This is a genomic window from Runella aurantiaca, from assembly GCF_003339505.1.
Classification (GTDB): Bacteria; Bacteroidota; Bacteroidia; order Cytophagales; family Spirosomataceae; genus Runella; species Runella aurantiaca.
The window spans coordinates 124,810-139,941 of record NZ_QPIW01000005.1; the positions used below are offsets into that span (position 1 = coordinate 124,810).

9 protein-coding genes are annotated in these 15,132 nt (G+C 45.2%); 5 read left to right on the top strand and 4 right to left on the bottom strand.

Annotated elements, in window-relative coordinates; genetic code table 11:
* Nucleotides 1-18: 18 nt before the first annotated feature.
* The 4 genes from DVG78_RS08770 to DVG78_RS08785 all read right to left on the bottom strand — a co-directional run bounded on the left by DVG78_RS08770 (nt 19) and on the right by DVG78_RS08785 (nt 8,273).
* Nucleotides 19-3,780: a putative Ig domain-containing protein gene (locus DVG78_RS08770; protein ID WP_114460725.1), complete on the bottom strand. Its 3,762-nt coding sequence runs from the start codon at nt 3,778-3,780 to the stop codon at nt 19-21.
* A 263-nt stretch (nt 3,781-4,043) separates the two neighbouring features.
* On the bottom strand, nt 4,044-6,344 hold the full coding sequence (locus DVG78_RS08775) for an FdhF/YdeP family oxidoreductase (protein WP_114460726.1): 2,301 nt from the start codon (nt 6,342-6,344) through the stop codon (nt 4,044-4,046).
* 121 nt (nt 6,345-6,465) lie between these two features.
* Complete coding sequence (gene sufB, locus DVG78_RS08780; RefSeq protein ID WP_114065139.1) at nt 6,466-7,911, bottom strand: Fe-S cluster assembly protein SufB; 1,446 nt, start codon at nt 7,909-7,911, stop codon at nt 6,466-6,468.
* A gap of 152 nt (nt 7,912-8,063) precedes the next feature.
* Nucleotides 8,064-8,273: an alkylphosphonate utilization protein gene (locus DVG78_RS08785; protein ID WP_114065138.1), complete on the bottom strand. Its 210-nt coding sequence runs from the start codon at nt 8,271-8,273 to the stop codon at nt 8,064-8,066.
* Nucleotides 8,274-8,600: 327 nt separating this feature from the next.
* Here DVG78_RS08785 and DVG78_RS08790 point away from each other — a divergent pair, with 327 nt between their 5' ends.
* From DVG78_RS08790 to DVG78_RS08810, 5 genes are all read left to right on the top strand, one after another.
* On the top strand, nt 8,601-9,386 hold the full coding sequence (locus DVG78_RS08790; RefSeq protein ID WP_114460727.1) for a hypothetical protein: 786 nt from the start codon (nt 8,601-8,603) through the stop codon (nt 9,384-9,386).
* 162 nt (nt 9,387-9,548) lie between these two features.
* Nucleotides 9,549-10,559 carry an SMP-30/gluconolactonase/LRE family protein gene (locus DVG78_RS08795; protein ID WP_114460728.1) on the top strand — a complete coding sequence of 337 codons (1,011 nt, stop codon included), beginning with the start codon at nt 9,549-9,551 and terminating at the stop codon, nt 10,557-10,559.
* Nucleotides 10,560-10,747: 188 nt separating this feature from the next.
* Complete coding sequence (mrdA, locus tag DVG78_RS08800; RefSeq protein ID WP_114460729.1) at nt 10,748-12,670, top strand: penicillin-binding protein 2; 1,923 nt, start codon at nt 10,748-10,750, stop codon at nt 12,668-12,670.
* Nucleotides 12,671-12,764: 94 nt separating this feature from the next.
* Nucleotides 12,765-14,048 (top strand): rod shape-determining protein RodA, encoded by a 1,284-nt coding sequence (gene rodA / locus DVG78_RS08805; protein WP_114460730.1) that lies wholly within the window; start codon nt 12,765-12,767, stop codon nt 14,046-14,048.
* 23 nt (nt 14,049-14,071) lie between these two features.
* Nucleotides 14,072-15,094 (top strand): hypothetical protein, encoded by a 1,023-nt coding sequence (locus DVG78_RS08810; protein ID WP_114460829.1) that lies wholly within the window; start codon nt 14,072-14,074, stop codon nt 15,092-15,094.
* Nucleotides 15,095-15,132: the final 38 nt, after the last annotated feature.

Sequence of the window (15,132 nt, forward strand, 5' to 3'; positions counted from 1 at the left end):
ACGGTAGTTACGCTTCAATTATTCCCCTTTCAACACTTTCAGTATTCTGTTGGGGTATTCTGGATGATGCACTTGAAGCAGATACAATCCTCTATCTAACCCACCAGAATTGATGCCAATGGTAGCCCGCTGGCCTTCCCAAAGTACATCATTGAGCGGAATTCTTTGTCCCGAAAGGTTAAGCAACGAAAACGATGTCGTAGCTGGCTCATAGTCAAGAGGGACTGTCATTTTGAATGAATCTCTGAAAGGATTGGGGTAAGGTGCCCACAAAACCTCTTCTCCTCCAAAACTACCACCGCCGCCGCCATTGGTTATTTCAAACTGAATTTTTGATTCGGCCACCACCTGACCGCTTTTGAGCGCTTTGGCCGACAAGGTATAAATTCCACCAATTGAGCCAAAACCCCCATTGTCATCAAACACTGCATATGGAGATGTCACATCAGTAAAAGTAACATCTATCGGACCTGTCATTGTAAATTGTATCCTGTCTATGGGAACATTGGCTTCCGCAAAAATATTGATAAAAGACGGAATTTGACTTAGGGCCATTTTGTCTTGATCACGCAGTGTTTGGACAAATCTCCGTGAAGATGAACCACCTGCTTTATATAAGCTAAATACCACTGAAGGCGGTGAAGTATCAATTACTTTTAAGTTAAAATAAGCTTCAACTGCCGCCCCCTGACTGTCGATGGCCCGCACCATAATGGTAAATGAGCCCGCTACGGTAGGGGTTCCGCTTATTTTACCGCCCACATAAGTAAGCCCCGCTGGCAATCCCCGCACCACAATCCCCGACAAAAATCCATCGGGTTCGTAGAACGTACTCACCGGAACGGTAAATGTATAAGGTTCTCCAAGGGTAATGGTTTGGTCTTCAATAGCGGCAACAACCGTCGGTGGGATATTACCGTTAGCCAATCGGATTGTGAGCAAGAATGGGGTATCAACAAACGCTCCCTGAGGGTCATATCCGCGTGCGGTTACTTTATACTCTCCACCTACCATTGGAGTTCCGAAAATAACACCTTTGTTATTACTCAAACCCGCTGGTAAATTAAGTGCCTCAACGGTTATTGCACCACCTTCCGGATCTTTAAAAGCCTTGGTTGGTATCGTAAAGCTAAAATTCTGTCCAATCATCGTTGATTGTTTGGCAATGGCCTCGGCAACAACAGGCGGCAAATTTGCAGAAGTCTCTTTCACTGTCAGTCTAAAACTCGTTTCTACCCAACTCGCTCCGTTGTCAGTGCCACGTATCACTATCTGATACACACCAGCGGTGGTTGGTTTTCCAGTGAGTTTTCCTGCATTGAGGGTCACACCGTTCGGGGTATTTTTGGCAGTGATACTCACAATCGTTCCATCTGCATCCTTAAATAGATCGGTCGGAAGGGTGTATTCATACGATTGTTGCAGTACCGCTGCCTGATCAGGGATGGTCTTAGTTACAGTAGGTTTTTGATTGATAACGGTAATTTTCAACACAAACTGTGTCTTAACAGAAGCGTTTTCATTATCGAACACTTCAACCGTGATGGTCGAGTTGGCAGCCAGCGTAGGCGTACCACTTATTTTCCACCCATCGGCTTTTAAACCGCTTGGCAAACCTTTGATTTCAATACGGTCTATTTTTCCATCTTTATCCTCAAAGGCAGCCGTTGGAATGGTGTAAATAAATTCTTTGCCAACCGTTGCGAGTTGCTCTCCTAGCGGCGTAACAACGACAGGAGCCTTATTGATGCGTTTGTCAATTACGACCAGATTAAAGCTTACTTTCCCAATCCCCGTCGCTCCTGCTATGATGGTAGAATTATACGCTTCCAGTACCATTTCATAATTCCCAACTTTTAACGTTGTGCCATCATTATCACCGTACAATCCATAAGGTGCTGTCGTTTCGGTTTGCGTTTTGTTGATTGCCCCCGACAGTTTCATCACTACTGCTCTTGCAGAAGCATCGGGTATGGCAAAAAAATTGATTGGAAAATTGTACTCACTCACATTAAGCGTATCATTATTTTTGAGCGTACGAATCAAGCTCCGCGTTTGAAAATCTCCTGCTTTGTAAAGGTCAAGACGGGTAGTTTTTTGCGGCATCACCGTTAATTTGAACGTTGTGGTCGTGGAGGCATCGTACATATCCGTTGCTTTGACTTTCACCTCAAACGTACCCAAAACCGTCGTATTTCCTTTAATTGTAAACTTATCCAAGTACAAGCCCGTAGGCAAACTGCTTACTTCATAAAACTCAATAGTCCCATCTGGGTCTTGAAATGCATCCTGGGGAATAACATAGGATGCATCAAAACCTGATACAAGGTTATAATTCTGTAACGGATTCTTAACGACGGGCGGCTGATTGTTTTCAGGTTCTCCCAAAAGGTCTTCAATCAATTTTACATCTACGGGACCGCTTGCTTTTTTCTCATCCCAACGACTATTATATCCAGGATGAAAATACCCACCTGTTCTGACCAGTTCAGAAAGTTTTACGACCATCTGTTGAGCTGGAACAATTTTGGTCAGGGGTTTATTCAACCAATTAGCAACAAAAGATTTTATTCCTTGTGCGTAAAAATTAACGTCGTCAAGGTTGGCGGCAACAATATTTACCAATTTACAACCCCGCTCAAAGTGTTGATTAAGCATCACTTGCAAACCGTACGTCGAAAGATTTGGCTCATGAAATGCCTCATTCATAATCCATTTTCCTTCGCCCATATTGCTTCTTAATACGTCGGCACTAAAATAGTGGGAATAATACTGAGAATCATTTATCTTGGTTCCGTCGGTCGAGCGGGCCAAGTCCTTAAACGCTAAAGTACCTCTGCGCATACTTAACCCATCATGAACTGAACCAAAATCGTTGACTACTTTATAGGAATTGTCAACACTTTTGACAGTTCTGCTCACTCCATCCAGAAAATTTTTCAAAACTGTATGTCGGTACACGTACCAATCACTCCATCGCGTATTTTCAGTATGAGGATAATCGGTCGTAACTGGCTGAATATCATTGATACTAATGTAATCTGAACGCCAGGTAGCGTTGATGGTCTTTATATCTTTGTACTTCTGTGTAAGCCATTCACGGTATCCCGTAATCATGCTAGGAGCGTAGTCAAACATCGACAAATAGGAAGTCCCGCCAAAGCCCCCCGCATTTGTGTTGCCTTCATAATGATAGCCGGCTTCCTGCGTAGGAGTGGTAGTAGCCGCCACGCAAATAATGTTTCCTTCTCTCTGGAGATATGCATAGCGCTCAGAAACTTCTTTGACAAAACTTAAGGCTTTTTGTACGGAAGGCTCATGAGCCATGCTAAACATCTCAGGAAAAGGATTACCCTTCTGATCTTTAGCGGTTTCACTATCCGACCAATACCCCACATGTCGATTACAGCATCGTGCCAAATGAATGCGGATAAATACTTTAAGTCCTAATTCTTTACTTAATTGGATTTGGTTATCGTATTGGGACCAATTGGCCACGCTTGTTGGTGTCTTGTACACTACATCCCAGCGAACCGTAACCATTGATGCATTTGTACCCAGTTTAGCCGCTTCACGAATCACATCCAAACCAAACTGACTTCCTTCGGTTGTGTTAAGGAGGGCTATACATAAATACCTTTGATTGGCATCATCAGCAACGAGTGGGTTAGGTTGAGAATAATTAGGGGAAGAAGGTGGAGTTGGGCGAGGTCCGGCATAGGCTCCCAAGGTAACAACCCACACCAATGCACACAGTAAGAGCGCTAAACGTTTAATCATTGTAAATATTTTTAGTGTAATGGGGCAATGACTCATTTAGGGACAAAAACCATGCAAAACATTAATTAAATGCCTCAAAATTACTATCCCCAAAGGAACGTCAACTCTAACTTACTGATAATCTGCGCTATTAAGTATTTTTAAAAACCTTCAAGGATAAGTTTGGGAACGATTGGAATAAAAGTAAAAATAGCTAAAAAAAACACCCGGCACAGTTTTTGACAACGCAGTATTTTTCAAAAAAAAATGCCTTGTCAAAATAACTAAATCACAGGCTTAATTTGAATTATAACCGTTTTGGAGGTAGGTGTCATACTCCTTTCTGCGAAACTGTCAATGGGAACCAGTGTATTCGTTTCGGGAAAATAAGTAGCAACACATCTTTCAGGAATTGAGTACGGAACAATGATAAATTGGGGTGCAGTTCGCTCTATACCCCCAAAATAGTTAAATAAATCCACTTTTTCGCCCCCTTTCCACCCTCTTTTACTTATATCCTGTTCATTCATCAACACCACTCTACGCTCATTATAAATACCGCGATAACGGTCATCAAGGCCATAAATCGTGGTATTAAATTGGTCATGGCTTCTGATGGTCATCATCAAATATTCCTCTTCCGCCAATTTTAGAGGTAAGTACTGATTGACCGAAAATGCGGCTTTTCCTGTGTTTGTTTTAAAATCCCCCTCGCGGGCACCGTTTGGTAAATAAAATCCGCCCGGCTTGCGTACCCGTTCATTATAATTTTCGAACCCCGGAATAGTCTGCTCTATAATTGCTCTGATGTTGTCGTAATGGGCTACATATTTATCCCAATCAATCACAGATTTGTATTCCAAAACGGCGTTTGCCAGCCGACGCACTATATCAGGCTCACTCAACAAAAATTCGGAAATCGGCTTTAACTTTCCCTTGGATTGGTGTACCACACCCATTGAATTTTCAACACTCACAAACTGCGCTTCTCCGTGCTGAATGTCCAGGTCGGTACGGCCCAAACAAGGCAAAATCAAGGCTTCTTCGCCAGTTACTAAGTGGCTTCGATTCAATTTGGTCGAAACGTGCGCCGTTAGGCTACAATTTCTCAGTGCTTGCGCAGTGTAGACGGTATCTGGAGTAGCCGAAAGGAAATTACCACCCATGGCAAAGAAAACCGAGGCTTTGCGTTCGTACATGGCTTTGATGGCCTCCACGGTATTGTATCCGTGGTGGCGGGGTGGCTGAAACCCAAACTGTTTCTCCAAACTGTCCAGAAATGACTTGGGCGGCATTTCCCAAATTCCCATGGTTCGGTCTCCCTGCACGTTGCTGTGCCCACGCACCGGGCAGGTGCCCGCCCCAGGTTTACCAATCGAGCCTTTGAGCAATAGCAGATTCACCACCTCCCGAATATTATCAACTGCGTTTTTATGCTGTGTCAGGCCCATGGCCCAGCAGGCAACAATTTTTTTTGAGTTAATAATCAACTCCGCAGCTTCTCGCAACTGACTCACGGTCAAGCCACAATCTTCGGCCAATTGTTGGAGCGTATGTTTTTCTAAATCAATGAGCAAGTCCTGAACTCCAGTCGTTTTTTCTTCAATAAATTTCCAATCAAATACCCCCCCATTTTTTTGTTCTTCTGCGTGCATCAATTTCAACAGGGCTTTGAAAAGCGGCACATCTCCATTGATGCGTACCTGTAAAAACACATCGGAGAGGTCGGTTTTGGTCCCCAACAATCCCCCCGCTGTTTGAGGGTTACTGAACGCCACCAATCCCGTTTCGTACAACGGATTAACCGACAAAATTTTGGCGCCGTTGCGCTTGGCTTTTTCCAGCGCGCTCAGCATCCGAGGATGATTCGTGCCTGGATTCTGGCCCGCAATGATAATCAAATCAGCCAGATACAAATCTTCCAGTTTCACCGAACCTTTGCCAATCCCAACGGTTTCAATCAAGGCCACTCCGCTCGACTCATGGCACATGTTGGAGCAATCGGGCAAGTTGTTGGTTCCGTATTCACGCACAAAAAGTTGGTACAAAAACGCCGCTTCGTTGCTCGTGCGGCCCGATGTATAAAATATGGCTTCGTTTGGAGATTGAAGTTCATTAAGGTGTTTGGCAATCAGTGCAAACGCATCTTCCCAAGCAATCGGCTCATAGTGGTCGACTCCTTTGCGTTTGTGCATGGGTTGCGCAATACGCCCCTGCTGGCTTAGTTCATAATCGCTCCACGTGCCCAATTCAACAATAGAATGTTGGGCAAAAAAATCGGGCAAAAGCCGTTTAGTCGTCGCTTCTTCAGCCACTGCTTTGGCACCATTTTCGCAGTATTCCGCAAACGACGAGCGCTCGTCGTCAGGGTCTGGCCACGCACAGCTCGGACAGTCAAATCCGTCTTTTTGGTTTAGATTCAGCAACGCTTTTACCCCTCTCCCTACGTCCATTGCGCCAAAAACGTGTTTCATAGAACTCACAACGGCGGGCATTCCAACGGCCACCTCTTTGGGTTCACTGGTTTTTAGGCCCGTTAGGGTTTCTGGGGTCAGTTCGGGGTTTAAGGTCGTTTTCTTTTTCATGTTTTTACCAAAAATAAATGGTGATAAGAACTATGTCCTATCACCATCATAAACCTATTCTTTATCTGAATGTTTTTAGCGTAGCTCTACTTAAAAAAGCAACTTCTTCAAATTGCTACTCTTAACCTACTGAACCTTCGAGACTAATTTCGAGCAACTTTTGGGCTTCTACCGCAAATTCCATCGGAAGCTGATTCAAAACCTCTTTGGCGTACCCATTTACAATCAGTGCCACGGCCTGCTCAGTCGGAATACCGCGTTGGTTACAGTAAAATAATTGATCTTCGCCGATTTTTGAGGTAGTGGCTTCGTGCTCTACGGTTGAGGTGGTATTGTTTACCTCGATGTAGGGGAAAGTGTGCGCTCCGCACGTATCGCCGAGCAACAACGAATCGCACTGCGAGAAGTTACGGGCGTTTTCGGCACGCTTAAATACCTGAACCAATCCACGGTAAGAGTTTTGGCTTTTACCCGCCGAGATACCTTTCGATACGATTCGGCTTTTGGTGTTTTTACCGATGTGAATCATTTTGGTTCCCGTATCGGCCTGCTGCATATTGTTGGTCAACGCCACCGAATAAAACTCGCCGATGGAGTTGTCACCTTTCAAGATAACAGAAGGGTATTTCCAAGTAATGGCCGAGCCAGTCTCTACCTGTGTCCACGAGATTTTCGAGTGGGCACCTTCGCAAATACCACGCTTCGTAACGAAGTTATAAATTCCGCCACGGCCTTCTTTATCGCCAGGATACCAGTTTTGTACGGTGCTGTATTTTACTTCGGCGCGCTCGTGGGCAATGATTTCGACCACGGCGGCGTGCAGCTGGTGCTCGTCGCGCATGGGGGCAGTACATCCTTCCAGATAGCTTACGTATGAGCCTTCATCAGCCACGATAAGCGTCCTTTCAAATTGTCCAGTTCCAGAAGCGTTGATTCGGAAATAGGTCGAAAGTTCCATCGGGCAACGAACGCCTTTGGGGATATAACAAAAGGAGCCATCCGAAAAAACAGCGGCATTAAGCGCCGAAAAGTAGTTGTCTTTGGCCGGAACAACCGAACCAAGGTACTTACGAACCAACTCAGGATGATCCTGAATGGCTTCGCTCATGGAACAGAAAATGATGCCCTGTTTTTTGAGTTCCACCTTAAACGTAGTGGCTACGGAAATCGAGTCGATAACGGCATCCACCGCCACACCCGACAAACGTTTTTGCTCGTTCAGCGAAATTCCCAGACGTTCAAAAGTACGTCTCAATTCAGGGTCAATTTCATCCAACGAGCCTATCTCCTTTTTCTGCTTGGGGGCAGAATAATACTTAATCGCTTGATAATCAACGGGCGTATAATGAACATTGGGCCACGTTGGCTCCGTCATGCTTTGCCAAATCTTAAATGCTTTTAAACGATACTCCGTCATCCATTCTGGCTCTTGTTTCTTGGCCGAAATCCACCGAACGGTATCTTCCGTCAGGCCGGGCGCGGCTTCATCAGCTTCTATGTCGGTTACGAAGCCATACTTATATTCGGAGTTGGTAATTTCTTCCAGGATATCTACCTCTTTGCTCATCGCGTATGTGTGCAGTTAATTCAATAATTCAACAACAAATGCGTACTTTCTGTTCTAATCGGGGTACAAATATCTTAAAAAAATTCTAAATAAAGATAAGCATGGGGCCAGAACTCCGCCCAAAGTGCAATATGCGCTGAGTAAATGTTGAGTTATACCTTTTTCAAAAATTCTGTTTTTAAGACCATTACCGTTTTCTCGACTTTCCCTTCGATTTCAGATTCGCTGTCGGTCAGGCGGATTTTACGAACTATTGTCCCCCTTTTAATGACACTCGAAGAGCCTTTTACTTTTAAATCTTTGATTACTGAAACCGAATCACCTTCATTCAATAAATTCCCGTTACTGTCTTTGACTTCCATGTTTTTGTCTTAATGTTTATCATTTTGACCGCAAAGGTAGCCTTATTTTCAACACGTATTTTATGATTGTTCTCAGGACTGGGCTGCACTTTGTCCCGTTATTTTAGTTCAATTTTTCTGTTTTTTTTTAAGTCAAATTTCAGTTTCTTATCTACACTGTAATTCAGTCAACTAAGCCGTTGCACTGCTGCTTAACACGAAAATATACAACCCTCAAAACCATTTTTTCACAACCTATTTTCCAACCTTCTCTCAACCCTCCGCGTCACTTTGATGAATTCGCGTCCTTGAATTCACCATTATTCATCTTAAAAAAAGTAAACAGCAATGAAATCAATGCAAGTAAAAGGGTTGGCCATCGGAATGTGGCAACAAGTGGTAAATCACTCAAAATCAACGGGTAGAAAAGCGATTTGGGGAATTGGGGCCGTACTGACGCTGGGAATGGTAAGCTGCGACACAACCGACGACAACGTAGGGCCCAATTTTATTCACACCAGCGATTTTAACAAAGGCAACGAGAACTGGGAAGCGGGCCTCACCGACTTCAGCACTCCACAAGACTCCATCATGGAGTTCAGCTCAAAGATTACAGCTTTGCCTACCGACTCCCTCAAAAAAGGATTTATGCTCACCAGCCACAACCGCAGCGACGATGCGTTTATGTACCTGAAACGAAAGCTGACTGGCTTGGCTCCCAACCAAACGTACGACATCACTTTTGAAGTGGAACTAGCGTCAAAATACCCCGAAAACGGCGTGGGCGTAGGAGGTTCACCAGGTGGTGCGGTCTACTTGAAAGCGGGGGCTTCGGGAATTGAACCCCAAAAAGTAAAAGACAGCACCAATGCCCAGCACTGGACCCTGAACTGGGACAAAGGCAATCAAAGCAGCGGCGGCAAAAACGCCATTGTGTTGGGAACCGTCGGTATTGAAGGAGAAACTTACAAGTACCAAATCATCAAACGGACCAACCAATCAAAAGCTTTTTCGGCCAAAACCAATGACAAGGGCGAATTGTGGCTTCTGGTGGGTACAGATTCAGGATTTGAGGGAATTACCACTTTGTATTATACCAAAGTAAAAGCGGTCTTGCTGAAAGCAACCCTCTAGTAGCGTAATTTTAGGAAGTCTTTTTTAACGATAAACCCGTCAACGCCTCTCGCATTGACGGGTTTATCATTTTTGTCCAAAAAGATTCAGGAAGCTGGAACATTATACAAAGCCAAAAATGAACTTTGAGCAATAGTTGACTTAACTGCTAAACCTCCAACTATGAAATTCTCGGCGCTCCTAATCTGTACGTGGCTTGTTGGCCAATCTGCTTTGTTTGCCCAATCTTCCTTTCCTGCCCTTGGCAAAGTCGTGCGGATAGACCCGCAATTGGATGCCCTGATTGCATCCGATGCTAAAATAGAGGTCTTGGCTTCTGGATTTGTGTGGGCCGAAGGTCCAGTATGGATTAAGGATGGCGGTTATCTATTGTTTTCGGATGTACCACAAAATACGGTCTTTAAATGGAGTGCCAAAGAAGGATTGACCCCATTTCTAAAACCTTCGGGTTTTACGGGGGCTGGCACCTACGGTGACGAACCCGGCAGCAACGGACTCACGCTCAACCGACAAGGTCATTTGGTATTGGCCGAACACGGCGACCGGCGGATTTCGGTCATGCCGCTCACGGGGGGCGGTAAACGTACCATTGCCGACAATTATCAGGGCAAACGCTTCAATAGCCCAAACGACGTGGTGCAACATTCGAGTGGTGCCTATTATTTTACCGACCCTCCGTATGGTTTACCTAAAAAGCACGAAGATCCCACGCGAGAAATTGATTGGTTTGGCGTATATCGGGCGGACACCGACGGCAAAGTAACGCTGCTAACCAAAGACATGACGCGTCCGAACGGACTGGCGTTTTCGCCCGATGAAAAAATCTTGTATGTAGCGCAATCAGACCCCTACAAATCAGTTATTATGGCATTTCAAATGCTATCCGACGGTTCTGTCGGCACCAGCAAAGTATTTTATGACGCCACACCGATGGTCAAACAAGGATTGCCCGGCTTACCCGACGGTCTCAAAGTAGATGCCAACGGCAATGTGTGGAGCACTGGGCCGGGCGGGGTTTTAATTCTCTCTCCGTCGGGAAAACTACTGGGAAGAATTGACACTGGAGAAGCAACGGCCAATTGCGGCTGGGGCGACGATGGCTCAACACTATACATCACCGCCGACATGTACTTATGCCGAATTAAGACCAAAACCAAAGGAGCAGGATGGTAAAACTGTTTCCAAAAATATACTTCTGAAAGAAGGGGGACGGGTTCCTCCTTTTTTTATTGAATTACGTTACTTTATGCTTGAAAATTGATTAAAACCCGCGAACTTTGTATTAGTTATTCATCAACTTAGTATCGTTGAAGGCAGGCTTAAAAGAAGTACGCATTACCATTAATCATCAGCTAAAGTAAATGTCAGAGAATCGAAAGTTTTTCGTGTATGGATTGTTTGTGTTGGTAGGAATTATTTATCTGATACGCCTGCTGTACCTTCAAGTACTTGATAATACGTACGAAACCGCCAGTAACTCCATCCGGGCTATTCCCGATGTACCGATGCGGGGTCAGGTCTATGACCGTTATGGCAACCTAATTGTTTATAACACGTTAGTTTACGACCTATACGTCACCCCTAACAAACTCAAAGTCGCAGACACCCTTGCACTGTGCAACGCACTCAGCATTACCCGGGCTGATTTTGACAGCCTGATGAAAGCAGCTAAGGTGTATTCTCGCAAAAAACCTTCGCTTTTTCTACGGCAATTATCCAAAGAGGATTTTGCCCATATTCAGGATGTATTGGTTGATTATCCAGGCTTTGAGTACGTCAAAAGCTCCGTCCGAACTTACTCCGCTCCTACCCTCGCCCATGCGTTGGGCTACGTAAGTGAAGTCTCCCAAAAGCAATTGGACGCTCAGGAGTATCCGTATTATCGGCAAGGAGATTTGATGGGCCAAAGTGGCTTAGAAAAATTCTATGAAGAATACCTGCGCGGACAGCGAGGAGTTAGATACGTGATGCAAGACGTCAACGGAGTAGCCAAAGGGCCGTGGAAAGGGGGCGAATTGGACACCATCGCGCATGCTGGGCAGAATTTATACACCAGTATCGACCTCGAAATCCAGCAATACGTGGATAGCCTGATGCAGGGGAAAGCGGGGGCCGTGGTGGCGATTGAGCCTTCCAGCGGGGAGGTGTTGGCCATTACTTCCGCTCCTAGCTACGATCCCGCGCTGTTTGCCACGCGCGACTTTTCTAAAAACTACGCGAAGCTGGCCCTCAACCCCTACCGTCCGCTGCTCAACCGCGCCGTGATGGGCAGCTACCGCCCAGGTTCTACCTTCAAAACGGTACAGGCGTTGGTGGCCATGCAAGAAGGGGCCATTTCGCCGGGCAGTATATTTTCCCACGCAGGCGCCCCTATGAAATGCCACGGTCACGGAGGATTGACGGGAGTCAGCAGTGCCATTCAGTGGTCGTGTAATCCTTATTTCTACCATGTATTCAGAAGAATGCTTTATGCAAACGCTGAAAAAAATCCTTTCAAGGCATCTGCCATTGGATTGCAGAAATGGCATGATTACACCCAAAAATTTGGATTTGGCCAAAAATTAGGAATTGACTTACCAAGTGAAGCCAAAGGAATTTTACCCGATGTTGAATATTATGACAAAAGGCTTGGCAAAAAAAGTTGGCGTTTTGGCCAAATATATTCGATGAGTATAGGTGAAGGAGATTTGCTGATAACCCCGCTCAAACTGGCCAATTTGGCCGCCACCATCGCCAATCGCGGCTGGTACATTTCCCCTCACTTGGTAAAGGGAATCGGTAAAAACGACAATCCCCTTCCTGAGTTTAAGCAGCGACACGAAACGGGCGTTGATCGACGGTATTTTGAGCCGGTGGTGGATGGAATGGAAATGGCCGTTGTAAGGGGAACCGTTTCACGAGGCGCAATTATTCCCGACATCGTTATGTGCGGAAAAACGGGAACTTCTCAAAATAAAAAAGGAAAAGACCACTCTATTTTTATCGCTTTTGCGCCTAAAGACAACCCAAAAATCGCCATTGCGGTCTTTGTAGAAAATGCCGGCTTTGGAGGATTTGCCGCCGCGCCCGTGGCTTCGTTGGTGATTGAAAAATACATCAAACGGCACGTAGACCGGAAAGCCTACGAACAAGAATGGAAGAATAAAAACTTTCTGCAAAACGTGATTATTCCCAAGTCTCAACTTCCGAAGCCTAAAGAGCAAAAGCCCGCGCCCACTAAGCCCGAAGCAACCATCGTGAACCGCGAAAAGGCGGCATTCAATAAATTAACGGAAGCTCCTTAATTCTTAATCGAAACGCTTTGGACATCCGCTTACCTATTCGGCAACGGAAATTCTAAAGCACAATTAAGAACTAGAAAAGTATTACCCAAAAAAAATGGCTCGTAACGAACACATTACCCAAAATATAGATTGGCTGACCGTATTGATTTATGCCGCGTGCGTCACGATGGGCCTTTTCAACGTCTACGCTGCGGTGTACAACCCAGAAGAGCAAACCAAATTGTTTGACCTTTCCAACAATGCCGGTCGACAGTTGATGTTTATCGGTTCAGCGGGGTTTCTTATCATTGCTATTCTGGTGATTGACCATAAATTTTGGGAAGCCTTTGCCCCCATTATTTATGGGTTTTGTATCTTTCTGCTGCTGGCGGTACTGGTCATTGGGAGTGATATAAACGGCTCCAAATCTTGGATTAAAATAGGCTCTTTTTCACTCCAACCCGCCGAATTTGCTAAATTAGGCACCGCATTGATGATCAGTAAGTTTATCACGCAGCCCAGTGTAAACCTCACCAAATTTAGGGATTTACTCCTAACCGCCGGCATCATACTTTTGCCCATGCTGCTTATCATTCTTTCCAAAGAAACGGGCTGTGCCTTGGTGTTTGCCTCTTTTATGGTGGTCTTGTACCGGGAAGGAATCCCCGGCATTTACCCTTCCATCTTACTGATTGCCATTACGTTATTCATACTGTCGCTGTTCTTTTCTCCTTTGTATATTTCGTTGGGATTGGTGGTATTAGCGGTCATTATTTTTCGTTTTGTTCTTCCTCGATACGACCGAAATCAGAAAACAATCATCAACTTGTCCGTGATTTTCGGGGCAATGATGCTATTTTCGGCCAGTGTCGATTTTCTCATAAAAAATGTACTTCAACCTCACCATCGCAAGCGCATCGAGGTATTGATTGACCCCAAAGCCGACCCGATGGGCAAAGGATGGAACGTAATCCAGTCAAAAATAGCCATTGGTTCTGGTCGTTTGTGGGGAAAAGGGTTTCTGGACGGCACCCAAACCAAGTTCAACTTTGTGCCCGAGCAGCACACCGATTTTATTTTCTGTACCATCGGCGAAGAGCACGGTTTTGTTGGAAGTGCCGCCGTAGTATTGCTCATTCTGGGGCTAATGTGTCGCTTGATTTTTCTCGCCGAACGCCAACGAACGCGCTTTGCCCGGGCGTATGGATACTGTGTAGCGGGAATTCTGTTTTTTCACTTTTTGGTCAACATCGGTATGACCATCGGTTTGATGGTGGTCATCGGGATTCCCCTGCCCTTCTTCAGCTACGGCGGGTCTTCGATGTGGGCTTTCACCATTTTGCTGTTTATTTTCCTTAAATTGGACGCACAACGACCGTTTACGCTGTCGCGAACGTGATAAAAAATAGGACAGTACTGATTATGGCCTTCATCTCCAACAAAAAAATTCCTTTCCGAATCAATGCGGATTTGCGCAAGTATTTGGAGAGTTATAACCGCGAAGTGGCTTTGCCGATTGATTATCGTTACTTATTGCGATACGACAATGCCATTCCGTTGTATGACAAACGCGGGAATGACACCCTCTGGGAGACGGTCTTCTACGCTCATAGTGAAATTGACGAAATTTACTACGCCCTCAAAACCATATACGCCGACCTCAAAGCCGACGGCGACTTGTCGGTCATGAAGCACCTGTATGTTGACCGAGTGGATGTATGCTCTTACGGTAACTCTAAGCCTTTTCGGATTCGGATTGTGAATAAAGTCAATGATAACTTTGACTATTTTTACGTTAAAAACGCCGATTCATCGCGCATTTATGGGCTTGAATTAGAGCACATTCTATCCCCCAACCGCATCAGCTACCTAACCAGCGACGAGACGTTGATTGAAGAGCACATTGCTGGAATTCCGGGGGATATGTTTATTAAAAATTACCTGTATGAACCCAATCTCAACACCGTTCGGTTTTGCAAAGAATTCGTAAAATTTAATGAGCGCTGCTTTGTGCGTCTGCTCGGCGATATGCACTCCAGCAATTTCGTGGTCGATATTACCCCCGACTTTGAGGAGATTTATTACCGCATTCGTTCGATTGATTTTGACCAGCAATCCTACGAAGGAAAAAAGGCTGTGTATCTGCCCCAATATTTCAAGCAAAACAACGCCATCATTGAGGTAGGCATGAAATACCTAACCTCGGAGAGTGTGGAGCAATATCAAAAGGAAGAACGCTCGTTGATTTCGGGGCGAATCCGGGTAGAACGAACGCGAATTCAGGATTTGATGAATGTGATGATGGCCGATACGATTTCCTCGACCCAACACTTAGAGCAATTGAAGCGTGAACTAGCTCAACACTACCAAAATACGAGTTTTTTAAAATGTCGTAGCATGGGCGAAGTCGTCATGCGGAGCCTCGAATTGGTATCGGTACACTGACATTTTTGAAGGCTCTCTGGACTCTACAAAAAAAGTCT

Bases quoted from the DNA above. Each gene is read 5' to 3' on its own strand.
- DVG78_RS08785 (WP_114065138.1), bottom strand. From the start codon at position 8,273: ATGGAAGTCAAAGACAGTAACGGGAATTTATTGAATGAAGGTGATTCG.
- DVG78_RS08810 (WP_114460829.1), top strand. From the start codon at position 14,072: ATGGCCTTCATCTCCAACAAAAAAATTCCTTTCCGAATCAATGCGGAT.
- DVG78_RS08790 (WP_114460727.1), top strand. From the start codon at position 8,601: ATGAAATCAATGCAAGTAAAAGGGTTGGCCATCGGAATGTGGCAACAA.
- DVG78_RS08775 (WP_114460726.1), bottom strand. From the start codon at position 6,344: ATGAAAAAGAAAACGACCTTAAACCCCGAACTGACCCCAGAAACCCTA.
- mrdA (WP_114460729.1), top strand. From the start codon at position 10,748: ATGTCAGAGAATCGAAAGTTTTTCGTGTATGGATTGTTTGTGTTGGTA.
- sufB (WP_114065139.1), bottom strand. From the start codon at position 7,911: ATGAGCAAAGAGGTAGATATCCTGGAAGAAATTACCAACTCCGAATAT.
- rodA (WP_114460730.1), top strand. From the start codon at position 12,765: ATGGCTCGTAACGAACACATTACCCAAAATATAGATTGGCTGACCGTA.
- DVG78_RS08770 (WP_114460725.1), bottom strand. From the start codon at position 3,780: ATGATTAAACGTTTAGCGCTCTTACTGTGTGCATTGGTGTGGGTTGTT.
- DVG78_RS08795 (WP_114460728.1), top strand. From the start codon at position 9,549: ATGAAATTCTCGGCGCTCCTAATCTGTACGTGGCTTGTTGGCCAATCT.